Source organism: Mesorhizobium sp. M1050 (genome assembly GCF_040318715.1).
In the GTDB taxonomy this organism is placed as follows: domain Bacteria; phylum Pseudomonadota; class Alphaproteobacteria; order Rhizobiales; family Rhizobiaceae; genus Mesorhizobium.
In genome coordinates, this window is record NZ_JAMYMV010000070.1 from 1 (window position 1) to 23,730 (window position 23,730).

Consider the following 23,730-nt stretch of genomic DNA (forward strand, 5'->3'; position numbering starts at 1 on the left):
CCTGTTTCCAAAAATTGAAATTTATGCGGTTTCTGTTATGGACCCCCGCGAGCGCCCCCGGCCGCCCGACCCCCCGGGGCGGGGCGGGGGCCTTCGGTCCTCTCGGCAGCAAGTTGCCGGAGGGGCCGCGCAAACCCGTCAGCCTAAGACCGACCCGCCAGAGGGCCTTGAGCCGAACAATGCGCAGGCTGGAAACAATCCAGACCGAGGCGAAAAACAGTGCGGCATGCAATGTCGAAATCTCGCCTGAATTCATCGCACCGAGTCTAGCCAGCGGGGTGCCGGCACCCGTGCCGATGCCGCCGATGACCATTGCCGCGATGCCGATCCTGAGAAGCCAGGGCAGAGCGTTCGATTTCGTTCCCATGTTTCGTTACCGGCTGCTTTCGTTGCGTCAACTTTGCTTGCGGCCCGTATCCGGATCATGCCGCTCGAAGCCGCGCTTTGTTGCAATCTGGTTTCGAAATCGACGGCTATTCTTTCGTATGCCGCCAATCCGCACTTTCGTTTAGAGGCAGATCCCATGTTCGTGGCCCTGGCCCCGCTAGCGCCTGGCCGATCTGGCTCTCTTTTCGGCTGTACGAAGCGCGGCGTTTGTTAACCAGTGGAAACAGATTCGAAACACAAACGAGGATTTTGCGAAATCTGCTGGAAACATGACGTAGGGATAAGCAGCCATTGAATTGGAGCCGGCCTGACCGGCATAGAGAGGGATTTCATCATGCATACCGCCATTGCCGCCAAGCTCATCAACATCACCGCTGCCGTGCTGACCGGTGCCGCACTTCTGTTCGGCGCCGGGCCAGGCGTGGCCCACGCCGCCAACAAGATCGTGGCGCGCGTTTCGCTTTCGCAGCAGATCATGGAGGTCTCGGTCGATGGCCGGCCGACCTTCGCCTGGAAGGTTTCCACCGGCGACCGCGCCCATGTGACGCCGACCGGCTCGTTCAAGCCGACGCGCATGCATCAGATGTGGTACTCGAAGAAATACGACAACGCACCGATGCCGCACTCGGTCTTCTTCAGCGGCGGCTACGCAGTGCATGCGACCTATGCGATCAAGCGTCTCGGCCAGCCGGCCTCACATGGCTGCGTGCGACTGCATCCCGACAACGCCGCCGATTTCTACCAGCTCGTCGAAACCTTCGGGGCGACCAACACCAGCATCGTCATCGTCAAGTAGCCTGATGGTCGTTGCCTTCGGCTCTATTGTGCCGAAGCCGTGGAGCGATCATCGGAAAAAAGAGGCCGGGGACAATCCCGGCCTCTTTTTTGTTTCCAGCTACTTCTTGTGCAATTAGAGCAGTTCTCCGTTCACGGAACGGCGAACGGCTCTAATTCGCTTTTTGACGCATTTCCGGACCGAAAACCGTCTCACACTTTTCCTGGAATTGCTCTTAGCTCGGCAGTGCCGGCATCAGCTTGGGATCCGGTTTCTCGGCCAGGTGAGGGAGGTCCTTGCTGGCGATGAAGGTGTAGAACATGGGCACGACGAACAGCGTGAACATGGTTCCGACCAGGATGCCGGTGAAGATCACCAGGCCCATCGAGTAGCGGGCCGCGGCACCGGCGCCGCTGGACGTGATCAGCGGCACAACGCCAAGCGCCATCGCCGCTGTCGTCATCAGGATCGGCCGCAGGCGCACCTTGGCCGAGGCGATGATGGCGTCATGCCGCCGCATGCCATGGATTTCGCGCTGCTGGTTGGCGAACTCGACAAGCAGGATGCCGTGCTTTGTGATCAGGCCGATCAGCGTGATCAGGCCGACCTGGGTATAGATGTTGAGCGTGCCGAGACCCAGATTGAGCGGCACGATCGCGCCGAAGATCGACAGCGGCACCGCCATCATGATGATCAGCGGGTCGCGGAAGCTTTCAAACTGCGCCGCCAGAACCAAATAGATGACGAGAACTGCCGCCGCGAAAGCGATCAGGATGGTGTTGCCCTGTTCCTTTTCCTGCCGGGACTGGCCGGAATAATCGAGGAAGAAGGCATCGGGCAGGCTTTCCCTGGCGATGTCCTCCAGCGCCTTCAGCCCGTCGCCAGTGGTGACGCCGGGCAGTGGAAGCGCTGAAATCGTCGATGAATTCAGCTGGTTGAACTGCTCGACGGCCGCCGGCGCCGCATTGGTCGAAATCTTGACCACCGCCGACAGCGGGACCATCTCGCCCGTTACGCTGCGCACGAAGTATTCGCCGAGCTTGTCGGGGTTGTCGCGAAATTCCTGCGGCACCTGCGGGATGATGTCGTAGCTGTTGGAGTCGCGGTCGAACTGCGCCACTTCGGCGCCGCCGACCAGCAGTGTCAGCGTGCGACCGATATCGGCGATCGGCAGGTTCAGAGCCGCGGCGCGGTCACGGTCGATGGTCACCGTCACCTCCGGTGCGTCATAGGCCATGGAATTCTGCACGACGATGAAGCGGCCGGAGGCTTGCGCCTTTTTCTTGATCTGCTCGGCCACCTCGTACACTTCCGGGGAACCGCCGGTCGATCGTACCACCATGGAAATCGGCAGGCCGCCGCCGGAGCCCGGCAGCGTCGGCGGCGCGAAGACGAAGGCCTCGACGCCGGCTACTTTGGCGATACGGGCCGTAATGTCGGCCTGCAGTTCCTTGGAATTGCGCTTGCGTTCCGCCCAATCCTTGAAGGCATAGCCGACAAAGGCGCTGTTTGTCGTGCCGCCGAAGGCGACGGCCGAGAACTGCGCCCGTGTCTCGGGAATATCCTTCACCAGACCGAGGATCTGATTGACGTATGTCTCGGTGTAATCGGACGTCGCATAACGTGGCCCTGTCACGATCGAGAGCAGAAAGCCCTGATCTTCTTCCGGCGCCAGCTCGGTCGAGGTCTTGGTGAACATGAAACCGGTCACGCCGACAAGCGCAAGCACGATGATCAGCGTCAAGGGGCGATAGTTGAGTGAACCGGTGACGGCCCGTTCATAGACATGCTCGACGCGTGCGAAGGCGCCGTCGACAATGCGCTGGAAACGGCCCGGCGTGCCGGATTTCAGGAGGCGTGCCGACATCATCGGGGTGATGGTGATGGCGATGACGCCCGACAGCACCACCGAGCCGGCGAGCGTGACCGCGAATTCACGGAACAGAGCGCCGGTCAGGCCGCCGGTGAAGGCCAGCGGCGCGAACACGGCTGCCAGCGTCATGGTCATGGCAACGATGGCTGATGCTATTTCGCGCATACCGCTGAACGCAGCCTGCATCGGTGGCATGTTGTCTTCTTCCATGTGACGATGGATGTTCTCCACCACCACGATGGCGTCGTCGACGACAAGGCCGATCGCCAGCACCATGGCCAGCAGCGACAGAAGATTGATCGAATAGCCGACGGCAAACAGAAGGAAACAGACGCCGATCAACGACAGCGGGATGGTGACGATCGGCATCATCACCGAACGGAAGGAGCCAAGGAACAAAAGGATGACGACGACGACGATGGCAACCGCCTCGGCGATGGTCTTGAACACCTCTTCGATCGAGGCGCTGATCTGTTCGGTCGCGTCGTAGACGACCTCGATCGTCATGCCCTTCGGCAGAGTCTCCTGAATCTCCGGCACCAGCTTGGTGAGCGCCGCCGCCGTGGTCAGCGGATTGGCTGCCGGCGTCGGAAAGATGGCGAGGAAGGTGCCGGGCTTGCCGTTAAAACTGACCCTGGTGTCGGTGTTCTCGGCGCCGAGCTCGACGCGCGCGACGTCGCGCAACCGCACCACATTGCCGGCGGTCGAACGCAGCGGCAGCTCGGCGAACGCCTCCGGCGTCTGCAATGTCGAGCGTACGGTGATCGATGAGACGACGTATTCGTTCTCGGTATTGCCGGGGGCCGACAGGAAGTTGGAATTGTTGATCGCCGTCAGCAGTTCGGAAGCCGTCACGCCGCGCGCGGCGAGCTTGATCGGATCGATCCAGACGCGCATCGAGTATTCCTGGGCGCCGAAGATCTGCACGTCGGCGACGCCTTCGACCGTCGACATGCGTGGCCTGATGACGCGCTCGATGTACTCCGTCAGCTGCTCTTTCGTCATGTTCGGATTCTGCATCGAGATGTACATCATCGCGAACTGCTGGCCGGTGCCCTTGACGATGACAGGGTCCTTGGAGGCGTCCGGCAAGGTACCGCGCACGCCCTGGACCTTGGACAGCACCTCGGTCAGCGCAACGTCAGGGTTGGAGCCGAGCTTCATCTGCACCGTCACGGTGCTGGAGGACGGGCGGCTGGACGAGGTGACGTAGTCGATGTTCTCGGTCGAGGCGACGGCGCGGGCGATCGGGGCGGAAATGAAGCCCTGGATCAGATCGGCGCTGGCGCCTGGATAGGCGGTGGTAATCGTGATCGCGGTCTCGTCGACCTTCGGATACTGCCGGATCGAGAGATTGAAGATGCCCTGGAAACCCAAGAGCAGGATCATGCAGGCAAGAACCGTCGAAAGCACAGGACGGCGAATGAAGAGATCGGAAACGCTCATTGCTGGTCGGCCTGCTTGTTCGCCGATTTGGTCGGGTCGACAGTGTTGTCCACAACGACGGACATGCCGTTGAAGAGGCGGTTCTGACCGGCGGTGACGACCTCGTCGCCAGCCTTCAGCCCCTGGACGATCTCGACCATGCCGGCATTGCTGCGACCCGGCTTGACGAACACCTGCGACAATACCAGCGCAGGCTTTTCGCCTTCGGTAGCTGGCTTGGCCGAATCGGCAGCCTTGTCCGCCGGCTTCGTGGCGTCGGCTGGCTTGGTGTCTGCAGGTTTGGCCTCCGTCGATTTATCCGCTGCAGGCGCTGCGGACTTTTCCTCCGGCTTGGCTGCCGCTGCCGGGGCCGCCTCGGCTGGTTTCGCCGGCTGCACCACGAAGATGTAGTCGCCATAGAGGCTTGTGGTCAGCGCGGTCTGCGGCAGCGTCAGCACGTTCTGTTCTTCGGGCAGCTCGACACGCACCTGCACAAACTGGCCAGGGGTCAGCTTGCCGTCGGGATTGGCGACTTCCGCCCTGATATTCACCAGCCGGCTGGACGAGTCGATCTTCGGGTCGATGCCGCGAATGGCACCGGCAAACGGCCTGTCCTCACCGCCGAAGCCCAACCGAACCGTCTGGCCGATCTTGAGCAACGGGAGTTGCTGTTCGGGAACCGAGAAATCGACCCGCATCGTGTCGAGATCCTGCAGCGTCACCACGGCGGTGCCGGGCGCCAGATACTGGCCAATATCGATCTTGGGAATGCCCACCGTGCCGCCGAAAGGCGCCGTCAGCTGCTTCTGATCGAGCACGGCCTGCAGCTTTGTAACCTGGGACGCAGAGGCCGAGGCCGCCGCACGCGCCGTGTCCAGCGTCGAATCGGAGCCGACGCCACGCTTGGTCAGTTCGATGGCGCGGGCCAGCGATGTCTGATCGAGCGCGGCCTGTGCCTTCTGTGCGTCGAGATCGGCGCGCTCGACGGCGTCGTCGAGCTGCAGCAGAACGGCATTGTCGGCCACTTTCTGGTTGGCGTGGAAAAGGATGCTTTTGACGATGCCGGTGGTCTCAACCGTCAGGTCGACGCCGCGCACCGCCTTGACCGTACCGATCGCCTCGATGCCCGGCGTCCAGGTCGACGGCTTGGCGATGGTCGTCGAAACGGTTGCCGCCGGCGGCTTCATCGAAGCGAAATACTGCTTGATGCCGTTGTCGCGCAGGAAGTTGAAGCCGACGATGCCGCCGACCACGACGAAGAGCACGACCAGGACCAGGATGATGATAAAGATACGGAGTATACGCATGCGCTTGAGCAAGGAGGTCCCCTTAGTCGAAATCCGGCGCGAAGCGCGGACATCGGGACACATATCGACTGCGGGTCCCGATTTCAAATAACGGCGGTCTTACTGTACCGTCTGGACGGTCTTGTCAATTGGGCCTAAGCTTGCGATGGGAGGCGCCATGAGAGCCCGAAGAAAGAACTCGCGCGAGAAAATTCTCGCTGCGGCGGCCGATGTCGCACGGGAGTCCGGGCCAGGCAGTCTGTCGCTGGAAGCGGTCGCCAGTCGCGCCGGCGTATCGAAGGGCGGGCTGCTCTACAATTTTCCGACCAAGGCCAAATTGATGCAGGGGCTGGTCGAAGGTTATCTGCGCGAGTTCGAGCAGGCGCTGGAAACCGCCAGCACGAATGACAAGGACGAAAATCCGCTGGCCGTCTACATCAGGCTGTCGGCCAATGATTACGAGGAAAAACAGCCGTCCGCGTCCTGGATCTTCTCGGCTATCGCCGAGGATCCCGATTTCATGACGCCGATAAAGACATTCAAGCGGCAGCTTTTCGAACGGCTGAAGGGCGAGACGCCCGACCTCAAATCGCTGCTGGTCTGCTATCTCGCCATTGAGGGATTGCGCAGCATGAACCTCTTCGATTCGGATGTCCTGTCAAAAGGCGAGCGAGACTTGCTGGTATCGTCCTTGCTGGAGATTGCCGGATAGGCGCGCCGAACGGGTTCAATTCGCAGCACGCTCGATGTCTCGGCGCAGGACGATCGCGGTGTCAGGTGCTCGACACCGCCATCGCCGGCGATCAGATTGCGCAACGTGTCCAGCCTGTGGATGGACAGCACCTCGCTTGCGGTAACCGCTGAACCGGCCATTCCCTGCCTCTTTTCGGTCCCGCGGGGGCTGCCGGGAAGTCACCTAAAAGCCGGCAATTTTTGGACATTAGTCTTGACACAAATACATATGTTCAATACCCGTCAGGCAATTGAACGAGCCTGCATTATGGGAGGAAAGCGGTATGGCTTCCAATGTTTCGCTGACGGGTCTTGCCCGCGATCTCGAGGAACGCGCCAAGACCGGCAAGCCTATCCGGATCGGCTTGATCGGCTCCGGCGAGATGGGAACCGACATCGTCACCCGCGTCGCCCATATGTCGGGCATCGAGATCGGCGCCATTTCCGAACTGAACCTGCCCGCCGCCACCAAGGCGGTGGATATCGCCTTCCAGGAACCCGGGCACGCGCGCGAAGTGTCGAACGCTTCGGCGATGACGGCGGCGATGGAGGCCGGCAAGGTGGCGGTCACCAGCGATGCCAGCCTTGTCATCAACAATGATCTCATCGACGTCGTCATAGACGCCACGGGGGTTCCCGCCGTCGGCGCCGAGATCGGACTGCGCGCCATGGAGCATGGCAAGCACCTGGTGATGATGAATGTCGAGGCCGACGTCACCATCGGCGCCTATCTGAAGAGCGAGGCCGACCGGCTTGGCGTCACCTATTCGCTGGGGGCCGGCGACGAGCCGTCCTCCTGTATGGAGCTGATCGAGTTCGTCTCGGCCATGGGGCACCCGATCGTTGCCGCCGGCAAGGGCAAGAACAACCCGCTCAACATCGATGCCATCCCCCCCGACTATGAGGAGGAGGCCAGGCGCCGGCACATGAATGTGCGCATGCTGGTCGAATTCGTCGACGGCTCGAAGACCATGGTCGAGATGGCGGCGATCGCCAATGCCACGGGGCTGGTGCCCGACAAGCCAGGCATGCATGGCCCGACTGCCACGCTTGGCGAATTGTCCAAGGTCCTGGTGCCCCAGAAGGATGGCGGCGTGCTGTCGAAGGTCGGTGTCGTGGACTATTCGATCGGCAAAGGCGTTGCGCCCGGCGTCTTCGTCGTCGCCGACATGTCGCATCCGCGAATCTCCGAGCGCATGGAAGATCTGAAGATGGGCAAAGGCCCGTACTTCACGTTCCACCGTCCCTATCATCTGACCTCACTCGAGGTGCCGCTGACCTGCGCCCGCGTCGTGCTCTACGGCAAGGCCGACATGGTGCCGCTGGCGAAGCCCGTGGCCGAGGTCTGCGCGGTGGCCAAGAAAGATATGAAGCCCGGGGAGAAACTCGATGCGATCGGCGAATATTGCTATCGCGCCTGGATCATGACGACGCCGGATGCGCGCGCTGCCAAGGCCATTCCCTGCGGCCTGCTGCAGGGCGGCTCGGTCACCGCGTCGATCAAGAAGGGCGAGCTCATCACCTATGCCAATGCCGCTCCCGCAGCGGGCTCCAAGATCGCCGAACTGCGCGCCCGCCAGGACAAGCTCGTCTACGGGTCCGTGGAGGCGTGATCATGGCCGGAGCCAGCAAAGCCGTCGCCGACAGTCGCGCCAACCTGCCTTTCGTCTATCGCCAGTACAGCGCCGAGCAACTCAGGCAGGTGCTCCACAAGATGTACCTCATCCGCCGCTTCGAAGAGGGGGCGGAGGAGTGCTACACGCGCGGCCTCATCCACGGCACCATGCATCTGTCGATCGGCCAGGAAGCCAGCGCCATGGGCATCTGCATGCCGCTCGCCGAGGATGATCAGATCACCTCGACACATCGCGGCCACGGCCATTGCATCGCCAAAGGCGCCGAGGTCAAGCGCATGTTCGCCGAGTTCTTCGGCAAGACATCAGGCTACTGCAAGGGACGCGGTGGCTCGATGCACATTGCCGACGTCGCCAAGGGTAATCTCGGCGCCAACGGCATCGTCGGCGGCGGCATTCCGATCGCCGTCGGCGCCGGGCTTTCCTCCAAGATGATGAAGACCGGCAAGGTCGTGGTCTCCTTCTTCGGCGACGGTGCCAACAATGAAGGCGCCTTCCACGAGGCGCTCAACATGGCTGCGATCTGGAAGCTGCCGGTGATCTTCGTCTGCGAGAACAATGGCTACGGCATGTCGACATCGACGGCCCGCTCGACCGCGGTCAAGAACATCGCCGAGCGCGCCGCCGCCTATTCGATGCCGGGCGTCATCGTCGATGGCAACATTTTCTCCGAGGTCGCCGAGGCGTCTCATCAGGCCGTCGCCCGAGCCCGCGCGGGCGAGGGGCCGACGCTGATCGAATCCAAGACCTATCGCCATCGCGGCCATTCCAAGAGCGACCGCAACCGCTATCGCACCAAGGAGGAGATCGAGGACTGGATGTCGAACCGAGATCCGATCACGCTGTTCGAGAGCGAGCTCAGGGAATTCGGCTTCATCGACGACAAGGGTATCGAGGCAATCCGTGGCGCGGTGGCGCAGGAGATCGCCGACGGCATCGAGTTCGCCAAGGCGAGCCCGTCGCCTGACGTTCGCGATACCGGGAATTATGTCTACACGGAGCAGGCGTGATGGACGCGATGGTGCGTGAACTGAGCTACGCCCAGGCGATCCAGGAGGCCATGGCGATCGCCATGGACATGGACGAACGCGTCTTCCTGATGGGCGAGGATATTGGCGTCTATGGCGGCGCTTTCCAGGTCACGGGCGATCTGGTCGAGCGTTTCGGCACCGAGAGGGTGATCGACACGCCGATCTCGGAACTGGGAGGTGCGGGCGTTGCCGTCGGTGCCGCCCTCACCGGCATGCGGCCGATCTTCGAATTCCAGTTTTCCGATTTCGCCACGCTGGCTATGGAGCAGATCGTCAACCAGGCCGCCAAGATGCGCTTCATGCTGGGCGGCGAGGTTTCGGTGCCGGTGGTGATGCGCTTTCCCGCTGGCTCCGGCACCGGCGCGGCGGCCCAGCACAGCCAGAGCCTCGAAGCCTGGCTCGGCCATGTGCCGGGTCTGAAAGTCATCCAGCCGGCGACGCCCTACGACGCTAAAGGCATGCTGCTGGCGGCTGTCGCCGATCCCGATCCGGTGATGATCTTCGAGCACAAGCTGCTCTACAAGGTGAAGGGCCCGGTGCCTGAAGGATATTACAACGTGCCGATCGGCAAGGCCGATATCCGCCGCGAGGGCCGGGATCTCACCATCGTCGCCACCTCTATCATGGTGCAGAAGGCGCTCGACGCCGCTGCAGCGCTGGAGAGCGAAGGCGTCGACGTCGAGGTTGTCGACCTGCGAACCATCCGGCCGATGGACAAGCAGACCGTCATCGACAGCGTCAAGAAGACGTCGCGGCTGATGTGCGTCTACGAAGCGGTCAAGACGCTGGGCATCGGCGCCGAGGTCAGCGCCATGATCGCCGAAAGCGAGGCGTTCGACTACCTCGACGCGCCGATCGTGCGGCTGGGCGGCGCCGAGACGCCGATCCCCTACAATCCGGAGTTGGAAAAGGCCACAGTGCCGCAGGTTCCCGACATCATCACCGCCGCGCGCGACCTCGTGAAGGGGGTTCGCTAGTCGATGCCGACCGAAGTCATTCTTCCCAAGGTCGACATGGACATGGCGACCGGACAGATCTCGCGCTGGTTCGCCGAGGAAGGCGCGCGCGTCAAAAAGGGCGATGTGCTGTTCGAGATCGAAACCGACAAGGCGGCGATGGAGATCGACGCGCCGGCGAGCGGCGTCCTGCGCGATGTCACCGGCAAGGAGGGTGTCGATATTGCGGTCGGTGCGGCTGTTGCCTGGATCTATGCCGAGGATGAAGCCTATGCGCCAATCTCCCCCCTTGAGCGGGAGATGTCGACGAGGTCGACAGAGGGGGTTGCCCCAGGAGGCACTGCCCTTGAGCCGCGTCCGGTCGAACCGACCCCACCCGACCGGCCTTTGGCCGGCCACCCTCCCCTCAAGGGGGAGGGGGGGACCCGCGCGACACCTTTGGCACGGCGCTTGGCTCGAGAAGGAGGCATTGCGCTCTCCAATATATCAGGCACTGGCCCATACGGCCGCGTCGTCAAGGCCGATATCGATGTGGCACTTTCCTCCCCCCTCGAGGGGGAGGCGTCCGCGAAGCGGACGGAGGGGGTCCTCTCAGAAGGCACCTCCTTTGCGCCGAGCCAAGTCGAGCCGACCCCACCCGACCGGCCTTTGGCCGGCCACCCTCCCCTCAAGGGGGAGGGGGACGTTCTGCGCCTGTTCGAGCAAGGCTCCTATGATCTCGTCCCGCATGACAACATGCGCAAGACCATCGCCCGGCGCCTGGTCGAGGCCAAGACCACCATCCCGCATTTCTACCTGACGCTCGACTGCGAACTCGATGCGCTGCTGGCGCTGCGTACGCAGATCAATGCGGCAGCCCCGGTGAAGAAGACCGACAAGGGTGATGCTCCCGCCTACAAGCTGTCGGTCAACGACATGGTCATCAAGGCGATGGCGATGGCGCTGAAGGCGGTGCCGGATGCCAATGCCTCGTGGACGGAAAGCGCCATGGTCAAGCACAAGCATGCCGATGTCGGCGTTGCCGTGTCGATCCCCGGTGGGCTGATCACGCCGATCATTCGGCATGCGGACGAGAAGACCCTGTCCACCATTTCCAACGAGATGAAGGATCTGGCCAGCCGCGCCCGCAGCCGCAAGCTGAAGCCGGAAGAGTATCAGGGCGGCACCACGGCGGTGTCCAATCTCGGCATGTTCGGCATCAAGGATTTTGCCGCCGTTATCAACCCGCCGCATGCGACGATCCTGGCGGTCGGCGCCGGCGAGGAGCGGGCAGTGGTCAAGAACGGCGAGATCAAGATAGCCACCGTGATGTCGGTGACGCTATCGACCGACCATCGTGCCGTCGACGGTGCGCTGGGTGCCGAATTGCTGGTCGCGTTCAAGCGATTGATCGAGAACCCGATGGGCATGCTGGTTTAATGCATGGCGGGGTGGTGTCGGCCTGCGAAGCCGGCTCACAAACAGAACGCCTTGTTGTTTCTCGCGTGAAGAACCCTGACTTCACCGATGCCGATGAGCCGTGGCTGGGCACGCTGATCGCCTCACCGCGGCAGTCGCGTGCCGACTGGGCGACGGAGGGCCATCGGTTGAGCATCAACCTGCCGACCGCGCTGCCGGCGGAACAGCCGCCAGCCGCGCATCGGCCGCGACGATGCCAGCCAGCCGGGCGACGAAAACGCGGCGATCGATGCCGGCTTCGTCAGCATCAATCGGCTGAATTGGTTTGGCGAAACGCGCCTGGACGAACGGCTTCTGGACGGGATACCGAGCCGGCGGAAGAGCCAGCCTAGTCGGAATCGCGCCAACGCCGGGGTGGCTCGACCTCCTGTGCGTTGTCATCCAGATCACCAACCTGTCAGCGGTTAAGTTGCGCCAATCCAGTGCCCATGCTTGAACCCGCCGCGATTTCATTCCACATCGATGAGGATGAAGGGCAAGACAGGAGAACGGCGGCATCTGCTGTGGGGGTTGCCCGCATCGATGATCCTGCATGCACTCATCGCAGCGCTCCTGGTCTACAACGTGCCCAAGGCTCCAAAACAGCCGCAGCAGGAGCAAGCGGTCAATGTCGCGCTCGTGCCCCCTCCTGATCAGCCAAAGCCGAAACCGCAGCCAAAGCAGCCCAAAGCCGAAAAGCTGCCGGAGCCGAAGGCTGAAAAACCGCTCGAACAGAAGATTGAAAAGTCAACTCCGGCGGAAAAACAGCCGCCGAAGCCCTCGCCGATCGAGGTTCTGAAGCCTGTTTTTCAGTTCGGGGACAGGGATAGCGGCCCCAGGAAATCTCTGGATGGGGCCAGCGCTCAAGACGGCTCGCCCTCGCCGGCCAAGGATGAACAGCCGAAGCCGGCCGCCGTGCCGAAGCAGACAGACGACAAAGCTACCGCCTCGGCAGACCCAGCGGAGCCGGCAGCGAAAGAGATCGAGCCCACCCAGGAGAAGCAGGCAGCTTCGGCTAAAGACGTAGATAAGCAGCAGGCGGACAAACAGGAACCGGAAGCGGACGACAACGGCAAGCAAGCACCCGCGTCACCGACACCGTTGGCTGCTGCCGGCGATGACGGTGAGATCGAGCTTCCGACATCAGTCGAAGCGCCGAATCCCAGACCCACAAATGCGCCGAAGCCCGAGCTGCCAAAGGTCTCGAGGTCCGCAAGCGAGAGCGCCAGCAGGCCAAGTTCCGAAGACGTCGCCGCTGCATCGCGGCGCTATTCAGGGCTTCCGGGTGTTCGCAAACTCTATTCGCAAGGCGCGACCGGCGATGCGTCGGCCACAAGCTCGATGGCCGGAGTGCCTCGCGGCAAGCGGGCTGCCAAACTTTGCGCCAGTGCGTTGCAGCAGCAATTGCTGGATGCTTCATATTTTCCCGAGTTGATCCCAAGTGTTCCGTTGAAGGCCGGCAATATCCTTGATGCCCCGGATGTCGCCTTCCGCACGACAACCACCTGGTATCATCTTGGCTTCCGATGCGAGGTCGACACCAATGCGACGAGGGTCTTGTCTTTCAATTTCCGTGTCGGGCCAGTGATCCCAGCCGACCAATGGGTCCGCCTTGGACTGCCTGTTCGCTAAGAGCTAGGCCGGCACACCAAACCCAGCCAATTGCCGGCTAACTTCATGCCAATCGGCGCATACGAGATCGGCACCGGCAGCCGTCAGCCGCGCGCTGTGCTCGGTATAAGTGTGGCCGCCGCCGGTATAGCCGATCGCTGTCATGCCGGCGGCGACCGCGCCCTGGATGCCGAAGGGCGAATCCTCGATGACGATGCAGTCGGCGGGATTGGCGCCCATCTTATTGGCGGCGAACAGAAAAATGTCCGGCGCGGGCTTGCCGTTCCTGACCATGGAAGAGCTGTAGATCGCATCGCCGAAAAACCGTGCCAGTCCGGTCACGGCCAAGCTGTGATTTATGCGCTCGACGGAGGAGGATGAGGCAACGCAGCGATCACCCCCAAGCGACTCCAGAAAGGCGGCTATTCCCGCTGTCGGGTTCAATTCCTCGGAGAACAGGACCTTGGTCTCAGCCCAGATGTCGCCGTCCGCCGCCGCCGGAAACTGATGGCCGGTCAAATCCCTGATCTTGGCGATGATGTCGGACTGCTTCATGCCGATGCACTGGGCGATGATGCCGGTGTTGACGCCGGGCATGCCGTGCTTTTCATAGACACGCTCATAGGCCCGGGCGGCCAGAGGCTCGCTGTCGACGAGAACGCCGTCGCAATCGAAAATGATAGGCCTTGGTCGCGCCACGCGCTTCTCCATCGAGTCAATTCCGCACATCGCTATCGGCAAAAAATCAAATGTTCAATAGCGCGGGTGTTTTGGGCCACAAGCCGGCGGCTCAAAGCTGGCGCAGCGCATCGCTCGCACGGGAAGTCCCGAGCGCCCGTTGCATCGCTTGCCGGGACTGTGCGCGATCCGGCGTTATCCAGTTCGGCTCGGCACCGAGGAAGCGGTCGAGGAAGGCCACGGCGTAGGCCGGCATCTCGGTCACGTTCTCGCGATAGGACCACCAGGTGCGCAGATCGTCGGCGCATTTATCGATGCTGGGCGCCGTGCCGAATTCCTGCTCGTGGATCGCCGAAATCGCCGAGACACAGTAATTGGTATAGAGGAATCCCTCCGGCCAGAAGCGGACGATTTCCAGCGTGCCGGCATTCGTTTCCGTCTCGATCAGTTGGGTAAGGCCGGAGATTTCCCTGGCCGGCGCCTGTTTGATCAGTTCGCGCAGCACGAGGCCGGCGGCAAAGACGATGAAGTCGGCGCGGTCGATCGCGGCGAAGCGCTTCTGCGCCTCCATGATCTCGACCCAGTCGAGAAAAGCCCTGGTGAGCTTGGCCTCATCGATCTCGAAGCGCACGCCGAACGTGTCCGAGACCACCTTGGCGCTACCGCGGAACGTGGCGCGGAACCAGCGCAGCTGCCGCAATCGATGGCGAAGGTCGGGCATCAAGGCCAGTTCGTCCCTAAAGGGCAGATCCATAATCCTCGTATCCTGTTTCCCGGCCAGGGTAGCACAATGGCGTCGTCGCCGAAATCTGTCAGCGCCCCTGTGGATGACGGCAGATAAGGTCAATATCATACATATTGACATTCTCGGAAACAAATGTTCTCACTTTGCTGTTGTCACGTACCGGTCCAATGTGCGGTCAACTGAGGCTTCGGGAGGAGAACCGAATGGCGATTTGGCAGTGGGGACTGCTTCTGCTGGTTATTGTGTGGGCGCTGCAATCGCTCGGCGTCTGGCTGCAGATGCGACACTATTCGGATGTTTTCAGGGGCGTCACCGATCAGTACAAGGATGGCTTCGTCGGAGCCGGCAATTTTCGCGGTCGATTGGCCAAGGGCACCATCGCGCTTGTCGTGGTGACACCCGATCTGGTCGTACGCCGCCTGATGGTGATGAGCGGCCGTTCCGTGTTCACCAAATTCAAAAGACATGAAGAGTTCGAGGGAGTTCCCCTCGATCGACTCCGGTCCAACCCTGCAATCATGGGGGAGGGGGAATCCGGTGTGGCCGAGGCCGTGAAACGGGCGATCGAACAGATCGACAAAACACGGTCGGAGCCGGGGAAGAAGCCGGGTCTGTCCGGCTTGAACATAGCAAGGGCCTAGAGGACGGATGATTTTCAGGTCGGAATCGACCTGAATCTGAATCCACCTCTAAATCAAAGGGACAGAGGACGCCGCGCACCGACTGGAATGAACCGGCGGGTGGCATAAGGAGGAGAAATGTCTGTATTTTCGTTGTTGGCGCAGCATGCCGACATGGCGGTGCACAATCTGCATGTCGCAGGTGCCATGGTCTCGGATGCTGCATTGCATGGCAAGCTCGCCGCCGAGCATGCTTCCGATCACCTCGTTGTCCTTGCGCAAGCGGACAGTGGACCGATCACCGTCGACCAGTTCAAGGAAAAACTGAAGGACGTCCAGCAGGAAGAGCAACTCGGCTGGCTCACCGCGATCGGCAAGTATTTCATCGGTATCTTCCAAAAGGGCGGCGAGGTGTTCGCCGGCTTCGTCACCGGCATCATTCCGACGCTGGTGGTGCTGATGACGGCCTTCTACGCCGTCACCGAACTGGTCGGCGAAGAGCGCGTGCACGGTCTGGCGCGGGGCGCCGGTCGTGTCGCATTGACGCGCTACACGCTGTTGCCGCTGCTGGCGGTATTCTTCCTTACCAATCCGATGGCCTACACGTTCGGATCGTTCCTGGAAGAAAAGCACAAGCCGGCCTTCTATGACGCGGCCGTTTCCTATGTTCACCCGCCGCTCGGCCTGTTCCCGCATATCAATCCCGGCGAATATTTCGTCTGGGGCGGCATTCTCGTCGCTCTGCTGGAGCTGGAAAAGAAGGGCGCCGTCGTCGCCGGTTACCACGTCAAGGTGGCGATCTGGTACGCCATCGTCGGTCTCGTCGTCATCCTGCTGAAGGGCATGCTGACCGAACGCATCACTTCCATCATGGCGCGCCGCCAGGGCGTCGAGCTGTAAGGGCGGGGAGGACATCATGGACAAGATATACAAAGCCGTACAGATTTCTCAAGGCAAGACCGGCTGGGGCGGCCCACTGGTCATCGAGCCGACCGCACAACGAAGCAAGGTTGTTTCGGTGACTGGCGGCGGCATTCACCCGGTGGCGCAGCTCATCGCCGACATGACCGGTGCCGAAGCCGTCGACGGCTTCAGGGCGCCGCCGATCGAAAGCGAGATGGCGGTTGTCGTCGTCGACTGCGGCGGCACCGCACGATGCGGCGTCTATCCGCGCAAGCGCATCCCGACCGTCAACCTGACGCCGGTCGGTCAATCCGGGCCGCTGGCCCAGTTCATCACCGAAGACATCTACGTTTCGGGCGTAAAGCCGGCCAACATCAAAATGGCGGACGGATCCGAAACGGTCACCACTGCAGGGGGAGCAGCAGCGATGGGTTCGAGCAATAGCAATGCCACTGCGATACCACAGCCGCTGCCAAGCGAGGGTGGGCTGATCGGTCTCATCAGCTCGATAGGCCGCGTCATGGGGCGTATCGTCGGTATCTTCTTCAATGCCGGGCGCCGCACCATCGATCAGGTCATCCGCAACGTCCTGCCGTTCATGGCCTTCGTGACCATGCTCATCGGTCTGATCCTGTACACCGGCATCGGCGATGTGCTGGCACAGCCGATGGGGCCGCTGGCCAACAACATCGTGGGCCTGCTGATCATCTCGGCGATCTGCGGCTTGCCGTTCCTGTCGCCCATCCTCGGGCCAGGCGCTGTCATCGCGCAGGTCATCGGCGTCGCCATCATCGGCCCGCAGATCGCCAACGGCACGATTTCGCCGGCGATGGCGCTGCCGGCGCTGTTTGCCTACAATACCCAGGTCGGCTGCGACTTCGTCCCCGTCGGCCTGGCGCTCGGTGAAGCCAAACCGAAGACGATCGAGATCGGTGTTCCGGCGGTGCTGATCAGCCGCCAGATCATGGGCCCGGTATCGGTGCTGATCGCCTGGGTCGTCAGCCTGATCGTGTTCTAAAGCAATTCCAGGAAAAGTGTGATGCGGTTTTCCGTCCGGAATTGCGTCAAAACAAAGAGATAGAGCGGTTCACCGCTCTGAGGTCAATTGGAAAATGAGGTTCGCCATATGACGGTTCTTCTGAGAACGCGGGTCACTTCCGTCGGCCCCGAAGTGGCGGACCTCGCCGAAGCGGGCGTGGTCATCCTGTTTGCGGATGGCTCGCCGCCAGAGCTTGCCGAGGTTTCGGTGCTCCACCAGACCGAGCAGGGACCGAGTGACGGAGCGCCCGCCAAGGGCGCTTCGATCACCCTCGGGCCGGTTTCAGCTTCCATAACGGCGGTCGGCGCCAGCGCATGGAGCAAGGTGTTGGAAATGGGCCATGTCGTCATCTCGTTCAACGGCGCCGCCGAGGCCGAGAGGCCAGGCGAAATCTGCGCATCGCCGGTCGATCCGGAAGCGCTCGTGGCCGCCCTGAAGACCGGTACGATCATCACCATCGCCGCCTGACGGTATTCGCGCCGTCATCCGTGTGGCGGTGGCGCCAAGAAAAAGCAGAGTATTTGCCATGGAACGCTCGACCATCGTCAGAGTGCATGAAGGTTTGCACGCCCGTCCCGCGACGCGGTTCGTCAAGCTCGCCAAGAGTTTCGAATCCGATGTCGAGCTGGTCAAGGACGGCAAGGCGGTGAGCGCCAAGAGCTCGGTCAAGCTGATGCTGCTGGCGGTCAAGGAGAACCAGGAGGTCACCGTTCGGGCCAATGGCGCCGACGCCATCGAGGCCATCGAGGCGTTGATCGGCTATCTGGAAAATCCGAGGGCCGGTCTCGAGGATGAGGAACACCAGCCGACCGGCGATACCGGGCCGAACCCGGCGGTCAAGCCCGCAACCGAATCCGCACCGGCGTCACCTGGAGCTGCAACCGGCTTGCGTGGTGTGGCCGCGAGCGAAGGCTTCGCCATAGGCCCGGCCTTTGCGCATTTCCCGCCTGATATCGCCGGGCAGGGTCGCGTGTTGCAGGCAGAGGAGGTTGCCGGCGAGATCGACAGGTTCCGCGCCGCTGTCGCCGCCGTCCAGACGCGCATGGACCAGGCGTTGGCGCAGGACAGCCTGTCGGCTGGAGACCGCGGCATCGTCGCCGCGCTCCGTGACATCGCCGCCGACGCCAGCCTGACCGGCGAGGCCGAAAGCCTGATCAGGGGCGGCAACGACGCGATTTCGGCCGTCATCACCGCGGCGTCCACCATCGCCGCCGATTTCAGCGCTGTCGACGATCACTATCTCAACGCACGGGCGGATGACGTCCACGCGGTCGGCCGGCAGATCTGCCTGGTGCTGCTTGGACAGGACGATGTCAGCCTCGAGAACATCCATCAGGGAGCTATCCTGATTGCCGATGACATCGGTGCCTGGGATCTGGCGCGCGCGCCGCTGAAGCGCATCGGCGGCGTGATATGCGGCCATGGCGGCGCGACCTCTCACATCGCCATTATCGCCCGCTCGCACGGCATTCCGGCGGTGCTCGGCCTCGGCGACCAGGTCAATGCCTTGCGCACCGCGCGAGAAGTCGCGCTCGACGGCAACAATGGCCATGTGATCATCGATCCCGACGAGGCGACCCGTGCCGATTTCGCCGGCCGCGTCGAAGCGGCGGCAAAAGAGCGCGCCGGATTGACCGTCTTCAAGACGGTGACGCCGAAACTCGCCGACGGCAGGATCATCGAGGTCGCGGCCAATATCGGCTCGCTGGAGGAAATCGAGGCAGCACAGGAGGCTGGCGCGATGGGCATCGGCTTGTTCCGCACCGAGCTTCTGTTCATGCGCCACATGCACCTTCCCTCCGAAGACATGCAGGCGGAGACCTACGCGGCGCTGGCCAAGGCATTCTCGCCATATCCGGTCATCGTGCGGACGCTCGACATTGGCGGCGACAAGCCGATTGTCGGCATCGAATTTCCCGACGAGGAAAACCCCTTCTTGGGCTGGCGAGGCATCCGCATGTGCCTCGACCGGCCCGACATCTTCAAGCGCCAGCTGCGGGCGCTGCTGCGGGCGGCCGTGCACGGCAACATCAAGGTGATGTTGCCGATGGTGTCCGATATCGGCGAGGTCAGGCAGACGCGGGTTCTGGTCGATGAATGCGCCGCCGAATTGAAAGCCGAGGGTGTGCCGCACGCGGCGTTCGATCTCGGCGTGATGATCGAGACTCCGGCCGCCGTGCTGATCGCCCCGGCGCTGGCCAGGGAGGTCGCTTTCTTCTCGATCGGCACCAATGATCTCACCCAGTACATCATGGCGGCCGACCGGCTGAACCCGACCGTTGCCAAGCTCAACGACGTCACCAATCCGGCGGTCATGTCGGCGATCGAAATGACGGCCAAAGCCGGCGTCGCGGCCGGCATCATGGTCGGCATGTGCGGTGAGGCGGCCGGCCGTCCCGACCTTATCGCCACCTTCGTGGGGATGGGGCTGACCGAGCTCTCGATGAGCCCGGCTTCGATCCAGCGCGCCAAGAAGGCGATCATGGCGATGGCGGCGGAAGGCTAGCCGAAGTCGCGACAATTACGGCAAATGGGCAAGCAAGGTGGCGAAAACGGATGTCAGTTCGGTGATCGGGTTCGCCTTGGCGCAGGCCTGAACGATACGGTCGCGGCGAATATCGGCTGCCAGGATCGCGATCTCCAGCATATCAGGTTCCGGCGAACCGTCCCTGCCGGTGGTTGCCAGGCCGCAGGCCAAGACGAGCGGCGCCAGGCAGCTTATGTCGAGCGCTTGGCCGCTCGCCCGCGCCGACGTTTCCGGCGCGGTCTCGGCAAAGCGAACGGGACGCTGGTTGAGGCACTCGACCAGCAGCGCCGAACAAATGGCCGCGATCGCCTGCAATCCGGCGCCCGGCGCGGCCAATGCGGCCAAAAGGTCGCCATGCCGCTTGCGCATCGTGGCATGGACGGCCGCAAAATCAGCTTCGTGGATGCGGGCATTGTCGATATTCAGGCCGGCAAGCACCGCCTTGGTCAGATAGTACATATCGCGCCGGAACAGCCGTTCCGCGGTCAGCTGGCGATCGTCGTTGCCGACCGGGAAATAGGTGCCGAGGCCCTTCACGGTTGTGCCGTCCACCTTTATCGGGCGCTCGTGCGGGACGAAGGATTCAGCGATCGACAGCGCTTCGTCGACTGCACTCGCGGCATGGCTGAGCAGGTCTTCGATGCCCTTGCCCGGAAACGACGGCAGATGGCTGGTTGCTTCGCGCAGAATGCTGGCGTCGCCGCTGCCGTCATGGCGGATGGCATCGCGGACTTCCCGCAGCCGGTCCTTCAGGTTGACGCGGACATCTTCGGAGATTTGTCGGAGCATGGCGGATCGCCTCGAAATTGCTGCGGATGGCCGCCAACAGGGAGTGGCCACCACCTCTACATTGTTCCTATCGATTGGTAGATCAATAGGCGATACTAGACCAGCATGCAGAATCGGCGACGGCGCGCTCGTCCTTCGCCGCGGGGGGAGAGACACGCGTGGGCAGGCGACGACAGGGTGAAAACGGCGACGGCCGCGGCGAGGCAACCGAGCAGGTCGCCGGCGAAAGCCGGACGGATCGCCTCAGGATCCGCGCCGCCTGGATGTATTTCGTCGAGCAGATGACGCAGAACGAGATCGCCGATGTGCTCGGCGTCGGCCGCGTCACCATCGTGCGCATGCTGGCGGATGCCCGCGCGCGCAATGAAGTCAAAATCAGCATTGAGAGCGAATTGTCGGAGATCGTGCGGCTGGAGCGCGCGCTGGAAAAGACGTTCGGCTTGCAACAGGCGCTGGTGGCACCACTTTCCGCACCCAATGCCGACCCTGTCCAGGCGATCAGCGCCAAGACCGGCAGCTTCCTGTCAGATACGATGAAGTCCGGCATGCGCGTCGGCGTCGGCTGGGGCCGGACGCTGTTTTCGAGCCTGCCCTTCATCAGTGCCAAGTCGCTCACCGACTTCAAGGTCATTTCGCTGCTTGGCGGTGTCGGCGTCGTGCGGCGCTACAACCCGGCAGAGTTCGCCTGGCGCTTCGCCCAGATCTTCCAGGGCGACGGCTATCTGATCCCGACGCCGGCCGTAGTCGACAGCGTCGAGACCAAGATCGCGCTGGTCGAGCGCTGCGGCCTGCAGGAGGTTTTTGAGATGGCCAATGTGCTCGATGCCGTTCTGCTGAGCGTCGGCGGCATCGCCTCGGCCACAACCTTCTCTCTAGGCGGCTTTCTCAAGGAGGCGGATCGGGAGGCTCTGCTTGCGCGTGGCGCCGTTGGCGACCTGCTGTTCCATTTCTTCGACCGCGACGGCGAATTGGTCGACCATCCCGTCAACAGCCATGTGATGTCGGTGGATGTCGACCGTCTGCGCAAGGCGCCGATCCGCATCCTCACCTCGGGCGGTGCGGAGAAGACCGAAGCGCTGCTCGGCGCGATGACCCTGATCGCGCCGACGATCCTGATCACCGACGAGGAAAGCGCAAGGCGCATGCTGGAAGCGGTCAGCGGAAGCTGAAGCTGTCCGTAATATAGTCCGGCCAGGCCTGCTGTTCGTCGAAAACGGCGGCGAGATCCGGTGTGCCCGCCAGTATTCCACTGAGCACCAGCGCCGTGGCGACGCCGGCGCTGTTTCCCCCTGATATGTCGTGCTCGACGCTGTCACCAATGCAGACCACGGTGCCGCGGTCCGGCTCGCCCGCCAGCGCCAGTGCTGCGTCGAAAATCGCTTTGTAGGGTTTGCCGATGCGGGTGACGCTGCCGCCCAGGCTCTCATAGAGGTCCGCCAACCTGCCGGCGCCGAAGCGTGGGCCGACGGATGTCAGCATGACAATGTCAGGATTGGTGCAGAAGCATGGCACCCGCCGCGCCGCTGCCGGCGCGAGCAGGTGGCGGTAATGGTCGAGGTCGTAGCAGTCGCCCTCGCTGGCTGAAATCAGCACCAGTTCGGCGTCTTCGCCGGCCTCGGTCAGTACAAAAGGCAGGCCGTCGATGGCCGTGCGATCGTCGTCGCGGCTGATCAGCAGGCATTTTGTCCCCGGGCGCAGCTCTCCCGATGCCGCCATGTCATGAAAGCATCGCCACGCCACCTCTCCGGAGGAGACAAAAAGGTCCCAGCTTCCCGGTTCGAAGCCGAGTTTTATGAGCCGGCTTTCATTGGGCTGCGCCCGCTTGCCGGAATTGGAAATCAGCACCACGGTCTTGCCGGCGTGCTTCAGCGCCGACAGGGCCGCCACCGCGCCCGGATAGGGCCGCGTGCCGTCATGCAGCACCCCGAACTGGTCGAGCAGGAAAACTTCGTAGCGTTCTGCCAGCGGCCCGATGCCGTCCAGACGTTTCGTCATAGAAGCCCCGCTTGGCTTGCGCCCTTCAGCGCCAGCCGCGCTGTGCCGGCTGCAGCCTCGTCGGAAAGCGCTGGCAGGAAATCGACGCCCAACTTGCGCTGCCGGATCGCAGTCCAGGCCGGGTTTGCCGCGCCACCGCCGACGCTCCTGACCGATGTCAGCGCAGGCGCGCCGAGTTCGGCCAGCCTGTCGTAGCCGAGTGCTTCGATCGCGGCGATACCCTCGAACATCGCCTGGAGATAATCGGCGTCGTCCGTTGGCCGTGGCACAAGACGTGGCGGCAACGCCGGATCGGCGATCGGGAAGCGCTCGCCTGAAGTGCTGAGTGGGTAGTAGTCGAGGCCGGTCGTCGTGGTGGGGTCGATCGCCGCGCTGAGTTCGATGATACGCGCGAGCGTAAAATGCTGGGCGAGCACCTTGCCGCCGGAATTCGACGCGCCGCCGGCCAGCCAGGCATTGCCGAGCCGATGGCTGTAGATGCCGAAGCGCGGCGCCGAGATCGGCCGATCGGACAGGATCTTGATGGTCAGCGAGGATCCCAGAGCCGTGACGCCGTCGCCAATGGTCGCTGCGCCGGTCGCCAGGAACGAGGCGCAGCCATCCGTGGTGCCGGCGACCACGGCCACGTCGCGCGGCAAGCCGAACTGCTCCGCGGCGGCAGCGGTGAGAGCGCCGGTGACATCGCCCGGCTCGACGACGCGCGGCAGCAACTCCATGCGCATTCCGGTCGTCGCGATCCAATCCGGCCAGCGGCGGGCTTCGACATCGTAGCCCGTCTTCAGAGCATTGTTCTCGTCGCTGACATCGAAGCGGCCGGAGAAGTTTCCAGCGATCCAATCGGCCTGGTGCAGCATCTTCGCGACGCCGGACAGGCGCTGAAACTGGAGCGCCTTGGCAAGCCCTGATGTTGGGCCATGCGCAGCACTTGCAGCCGGCACCTCGCGGGTGATCGCAGCCAGGATATCGTCATCGGCGACCTTGTCGTTGTACATCAGCGGCTCGGCCAGTGGTCGCCCGGCGCCATCGATCGGCAGCAGCGTGCCCGACGTGCCGTCGACGGCGATGGCGCGGACCGCTGCACGATCGATGCCGGAAAGCAGTTCCGTCAGCGCTGCGCCGACCGTCGACCACCACACAGCGGGATCGCGGGAGTTTGGGCCGAACCTGTCGAGCGGAACAGCCGAATACCCGGCAATGGAGAAATCCGGACGCATGGCCACGGCGCGCGCACCCGACGTGCCGATGTCGATGCCTATGGCAAGTGGCATCATGGCATCGGTCCTTTTC

Annotated in this window: 22 protein-coding genes; 13 read left to right on the plus strand and 9 right to left on the minus strand. The window is 62.8% G+C overall.

What is annotated here, in order from left to right; translation table 11 throughout:
* Positions 1-367, minus strand: a 367-nt coding sequence (locus NKH57_RS27445) for a hypothetical protein (protein WP_352949047.1), incomplete at its 3' end; no start/stop codon positions are given.
* Between the two features lie 354 nt (positions 368-721).
* On the opposite strand from NKH57_RS27445, the gene NKH57_RS27450 reads away from it, so the two are divergent.
* Complete coding sequence (locus NKH57_RS27450) at positions 722-1,183, plus strand: L,D-transpeptidase (RefSeq protein WP_352949049.1); 462 nt, start codon at positions 722-724, stop codon at positions 1,181-1,183.
* A gap of 214 nt (positions 1,184-1,397) precedes the next feature.
* Here NKH57_RS27450 and NKH57_RS27455 read toward each other — a convergent pair whose 3' ends face one another.
* Positions 1,398-4,481 carry an efflux RND transporter permease subunit gene (locus NKH57_RS27455; RefSeq protein ID WP_352949052.1) on the minus strand — a complete coding sequence of 1,028 codons (3,084 nt, stop codon included), beginning with the start codon at positions 4,479-4,481 and terminating at the stop codon, positions 1,398-1,400.
* Positions 4,478-5,767, minus strand: a complete 1,290-nt coding sequence (locus NKH57_RS27460; protein WP_352949101.1) for an efflux RND transporter periplasmic adaptor subunit — start codon at positions 5,765-5,767, stop codon at positions 4,478-4,480. The genes NKH57_RS27455 and NKH57_RS27460 overlap by 4 nt, the downstream gene beginning before the upstream one ends.
* A gap of 157 nt (positions 5,768-5,924) precedes the next feature.
* On the opposite strand from NKH57_RS27460, the gene NKH57_RS27465 reads away from it, so the two are divergent.
* From NKH57_RS27465 to NKH57_RS27485, 5 genes are all read left to right on the plus strand, one after another.
* Complete coding sequence (locus NKH57_RS27465) at positions 5,925-6,458, plus strand: TetR/AcrR family transcriptional regulator (protein WP_352949055.1); 534 nt, start codon at positions 5,925-5,927, stop codon at positions 6,456-6,458.
* Between the two features lie 304 nt (positions 6,459-6,762).
* The gene (locus NKH57_RS27470) at positions 6,763-8,091 is read left to right on the plus strand and encodes an NAD(P)H-dependent oxidoreductase (RefSeq protein WP_352949057.1); all 1,329 of its coding nucleotides are present in this window, start codon (positions 6,763-6,765) and stop codon (positions 8,089-8,091) included.
* Positions 8,092-8,093: 2 nt separating this feature from the next.
* Positions 8,094-9,122 carry a thiamine pyrophosphate-dependent dehydrogenase E1 component subunit alpha gene (locus NKH57_RS27475; protein WP_352727523.1) on the plus strand — a complete coding sequence of 343 codons (1,029 nt, stop codon included), beginning with the start codon at positions 8,094-8,096 and terminating at the stop codon, positions 9,120-9,122.
* Positions 9,122-10,120 (plus strand): alpha-ketoacid dehydrogenase subunit beta, encoded by a 999-nt coding sequence (locus NKH57_RS27480; RefSeq protein ID WP_352949059.1) that lies wholly within the window; start codon positions 9,122-9,124, stop codon positions 10,118-10,120. Before NKH57_RS27475 ends, NKH57_RS27480 begins: the two co-directional genes overlap by 1 nt.
* 3 nt (positions 10,121-10,123) lie before the next feature.
* Positions 10,124-11,518: a pyruvate dehydrogenase complex dihydrolipoamide acetyltransferase gene (locus NKH57_RS27485; protein WP_352949062.1), complete on the plus strand. Its 1,395-nt coding sequence runs from the start codon at positions 10,124-10,126 to the stop codon at positions 11,516-11,518.
* A gap of 174 nt (positions 11,519-11,692) precedes the next feature.
* Here the strand turns inward: NKH57_RS27485 and NKH57_RS27490 are convergent, their stop codons facing one another.
* Positions 11,693-11,938 (minus strand): hypothetical protein, encoded by a 246-nt coding sequence (locus NKH57_RS27490; protein WP_352949065.1) that lies wholly within the window; start codon positions 11,936-11,938, stop codon positions 11,693-11,695.
* Positions 11,939-12,025: 87 nt separating this feature from the next.
* Here NKH57_RS27490 and NKH57_RS27495 point away from each other — a divergent pair, with 87 nt between their 5' ends.
* Positions 12,026-13,168, plus strand: coding sequence for a DUF930 domain-containing protein (locus NKH57_RS27495; protein WP_352949067.1), 1,143 nt, complete (start codon positions 12,026-12,028; stop codon positions 13,166-13,168).
* A 3-nt stretch (positions 13,169-13,171) separates the two neighbouring features.
* On the opposite strand, the gene NKH57_RS27500 is transcribed toward NKH57_RS27495, so the two are convergent.
* Entirely contained in the window at positions 13,172-13,846 is a 675-nt protein-coding gene (locus NKH57_RS27500) for an HAD family hydrolase (protein ID WP_352949105.1), read from the minus strand.
* A 91-nt stretch (positions 13,847-13,937) separates the two neighbouring features.
* On the minus strand, positions 13,938-14,579 hold the full coding sequence (locus NKH57_RS27505) for a hypothetical protein (RefSeq protein ID WP_023757338.1): 642 nt from the start codon (positions 14,577-14,579) through the stop codon (positions 13,938-13,940).
* Positions 14,580-14,773: 194 nt separating this feature from the next.
* Between NKH57_RS27505 and NKH57_RS27510 the strand changes: the two genes are divergently transcribed.
* The 5 genes from NKH57_RS27510 (at position 14,774) to ptsP (ending at position 19,638) form a co-directional block, all read left to right on the plus strand.
* Positions 14,774-15,211 (plus strand): transcriptional regulator GutM, encoded by a 438-nt coding sequence (locus NKH57_RS27510; protein ID WP_023757337.1) that lies wholly within the window; start codon positions 14,774-14,776, stop codon positions 15,209-15,211.
* 117 nt (positions 15,212-15,328) lie between these two features.
* A complete protein-coding gene (srlA, locus tag NKH57_RS27515) occupies positions 15,329-16,090 on the plus strand; it encodes a PTS glucitol/sorbitol transporter subunit IIC (RefSeq protein WP_023757336.1) in 762 nt (253 codons plus the stop codon).
* A 16-nt stretch (positions 16,091-16,106) separates the two neighbouring features.
* Entirely contained in the window at positions 16,107-17,111 is a 1,005-nt protein-coding gene (gene srlE / locus NKH57_RS27520) for a PTS glucitol/sorbitol transporter subunit IIB (RefSeq protein WP_352949071.1), read from the plus strand.
* Positions 17,112-17,219: 108 nt separating this feature from the next.
* On the plus strand, positions 17,220-17,600 hold the full coding sequence (locus tag NKH57_RS27525; protein WP_352949074.1) for a PTS glucitol/sorbitol transporter subunit IIA: 381 nt from the start codon (positions 17,220-17,222) through the stop codon (positions 17,598-17,600).
* Positions 17,601-17,658: 58 nt separating this feature from the next.
* Positions 17,659-19,638 carry a phosphoenolpyruvate--protein phosphotransferase gene (ptsP, locus tag NKH57_RS27530; RefSeq protein WP_352949077.1) on the plus strand — a complete coding sequence of 660 codons (1,980 nt, stop codon included), beginning with the start codon at positions 17,659-17,661 and terminating at the stop codon, positions 19,636-19,638.
* 15 nt (positions 19,639-19,653) lie between these two features.
* Here the strand turns inward: ptsP and NKH57_RS27535 are convergent, their stop codons facing one another.
* Positions 19,654-20,448, minus strand: a complete 795-nt coding sequence (locus tag NKH57_RS27535) for a hypothetical protein (protein ID WP_352949080.1) — start codon at positions 20,446-20,448, stop codon at positions 19,654-19,656.
* Positions 20,449-20,606: 158 nt separating this feature from the next.
* Between NKH57_RS27535 and NKH57_RS27540 the strand changes: the two genes are divergently transcribed.
* On the plus strand, positions 20,607-21,617 hold the full coding sequence (locus tag NKH57_RS27540; RefSeq protein WP_352949082.1) for a sugar-binding transcriptional regulator: 1,011 nt from the start codon (positions 20,607-20,609) through the stop codon (positions 21,615-21,617).
* Here the strand turns inward: NKH57_RS27540 and NKH57_RS27545 are convergent.
* Together NKH57_RS27545 and NKH57_RS27550 are read right to left on the minus strand one after the other, a co-directional pair.
* A complete protein-coding gene (locus NKH57_RS27545; RefSeq protein WP_352949084.1) occupies positions 21,604-22,443 on the minus strand; it encodes a TIGR01459 family HAD-type hydrolase in 840 nt (279 codons plus the stop codon). The genes NKH57_RS27540 and NKH57_RS27545 overlap by 14 nt on opposite strands.
* The gene (locus tag NKH57_RS27550) at positions 22,440-23,714 is read right to left on the minus strand and encodes an FGGY-family carbohydrate kinase (protein WP_352949086.1); all 1,275 of its coding nucleotides are present in this window, start codon (positions 23,712-23,714) and stop codon (positions 22,440-22,442) included. The genes NKH57_RS27545 and NKH57_RS27550 overlap by 4 nt, the downstream gene beginning before the upstream one ends.
* Between the last annotated feature and the right edge of the window lie 16 nt (positions 23,715-23,730).

Coding starts and splice junctions, on each gene's coding strand:
- srlE (WP_352949071.1), top strand. CDS start 16,107: ATGGACAAGATATACAAAGCCGTACAGATTTCTCAAGGCAAGACCGGC.
- NKH57_RS27525 (WP_352949074.1), top strand. CDS start 17,220: ATGACGGTTCTTCTGAGAACGCGGGTCACTTCCGTCGGCCCCGAAGTG.
- NKH57_RS27510 (WP_023757337.1), top strand. CDS start 14,774: ATGGCGATTTGGCAGTGGGGACTGCTTCTGCTGGTTATTGTGTGGGCG.
- NKH57_RS27475 (WP_352727523.1), top strand. CDS start 8,094: ATGGCCGGAGCCAGCAAAGCCGTCGCCGACAGTCGCGCCAACCTGCCT.
- NKH57_RS27470 (WP_352949057.1), top strand. CDS start 6,763: ATGGCTTCCAATGTTTCGCTGACGGGTCTTGCCCGCGATCTCGAGGAA.
- NKH57_RS27505 (WP_023757338.1), bottom strand. CDS start 14,579: ATGGATCTGCCCTTTAGGGACGAACTGGCCTTGATGCCCGACCTTCGC.
- ptsP (WP_352949077.1), top strand. CDS start 17,659: ATGGAACGCTCGACCATCGTCAGAGTGCATGAAGGTTTGCACGCCCGT.
- NKH57_RS27465 (WP_352949055.1), top strand. CDS start 5,925: ATGAGAGCCCGAAGAAAGAACTCGCGCGAGAAAATTCTCGCTGCGGCG.
- NKH57_RS27485 (WP_352949062.1), top strand. CDS start 10,124: ATGCCGACCGAAGTCATTCTTCCCAAGGTCGACATGGACATGGCGACC.
- NKH57_RS27490 (WP_352949065.1), bottom strand. CDS start 11,938: ATGACAACGCACAGGAGGTCGAGCCACCCCGGCGTTGGCGCGATTCCG.
- NKH57_RS27450 (WP_352949049.1), top strand. CDS start 722: ATGCATACCGCCATTGCCGCCAAGCTCATCAACATCACCGCTGCCGTG.
- NKH57_RS27480 (WP_352949059.1), top strand. CDS start 9,122: ATGGACGCGATGGTGCGTGAACTGAGCTACGCCCAGGCGATCCAGGAG.
- NKH57_RS27455 (WP_352949052.1), bottom strand. CDS start 4,481: ATGAGCGTTTCCGATCTCTTCATTCGCCGTCCTGTGCTTTCGACGGTT.
- NKH57_RS27550 (WP_352949086.1), bottom strand. CDS start 23,714: ATGATGCCACTTGCCATAGGCATCGACATCGGCACGTCGGGTGCGCGC.
- NKH57_RS27535 (WP_352949080.1), bottom strand. CDS start 20,448: ATGCTCCGACAAATCTCCGAAGATGTCCGCGTCAACCTGAAGGACCGG.
- NKH57_RS27545 (WP_352949084.1), bottom strand. CDS start 22,443: ATGACGAAACGTCTGGACGGCATCGGGCCGCTGGCAGAACGCTACGAA.
- NKH57_RS27460 (WP_352949101.1), bottom strand. CDS start 5,767: ATGCGTATACTCCGTATCTTTATCATCATCCTGGTCCTGGTCGTGCTC.
- srlA (WP_023757336.1), top strand. CDS start 15,329: ATGTCTGTATTTTCGTTGTTGGCGCAGCATGCCGACATGGCGGTGCAC.
- NKH57_RS27495 (WP_352949067.1), top strand. CDS start 12,026: ATGAAGGGCAAGACAGGAGAACGGCGGCATCTGCTGTGGGGGTTGCCC.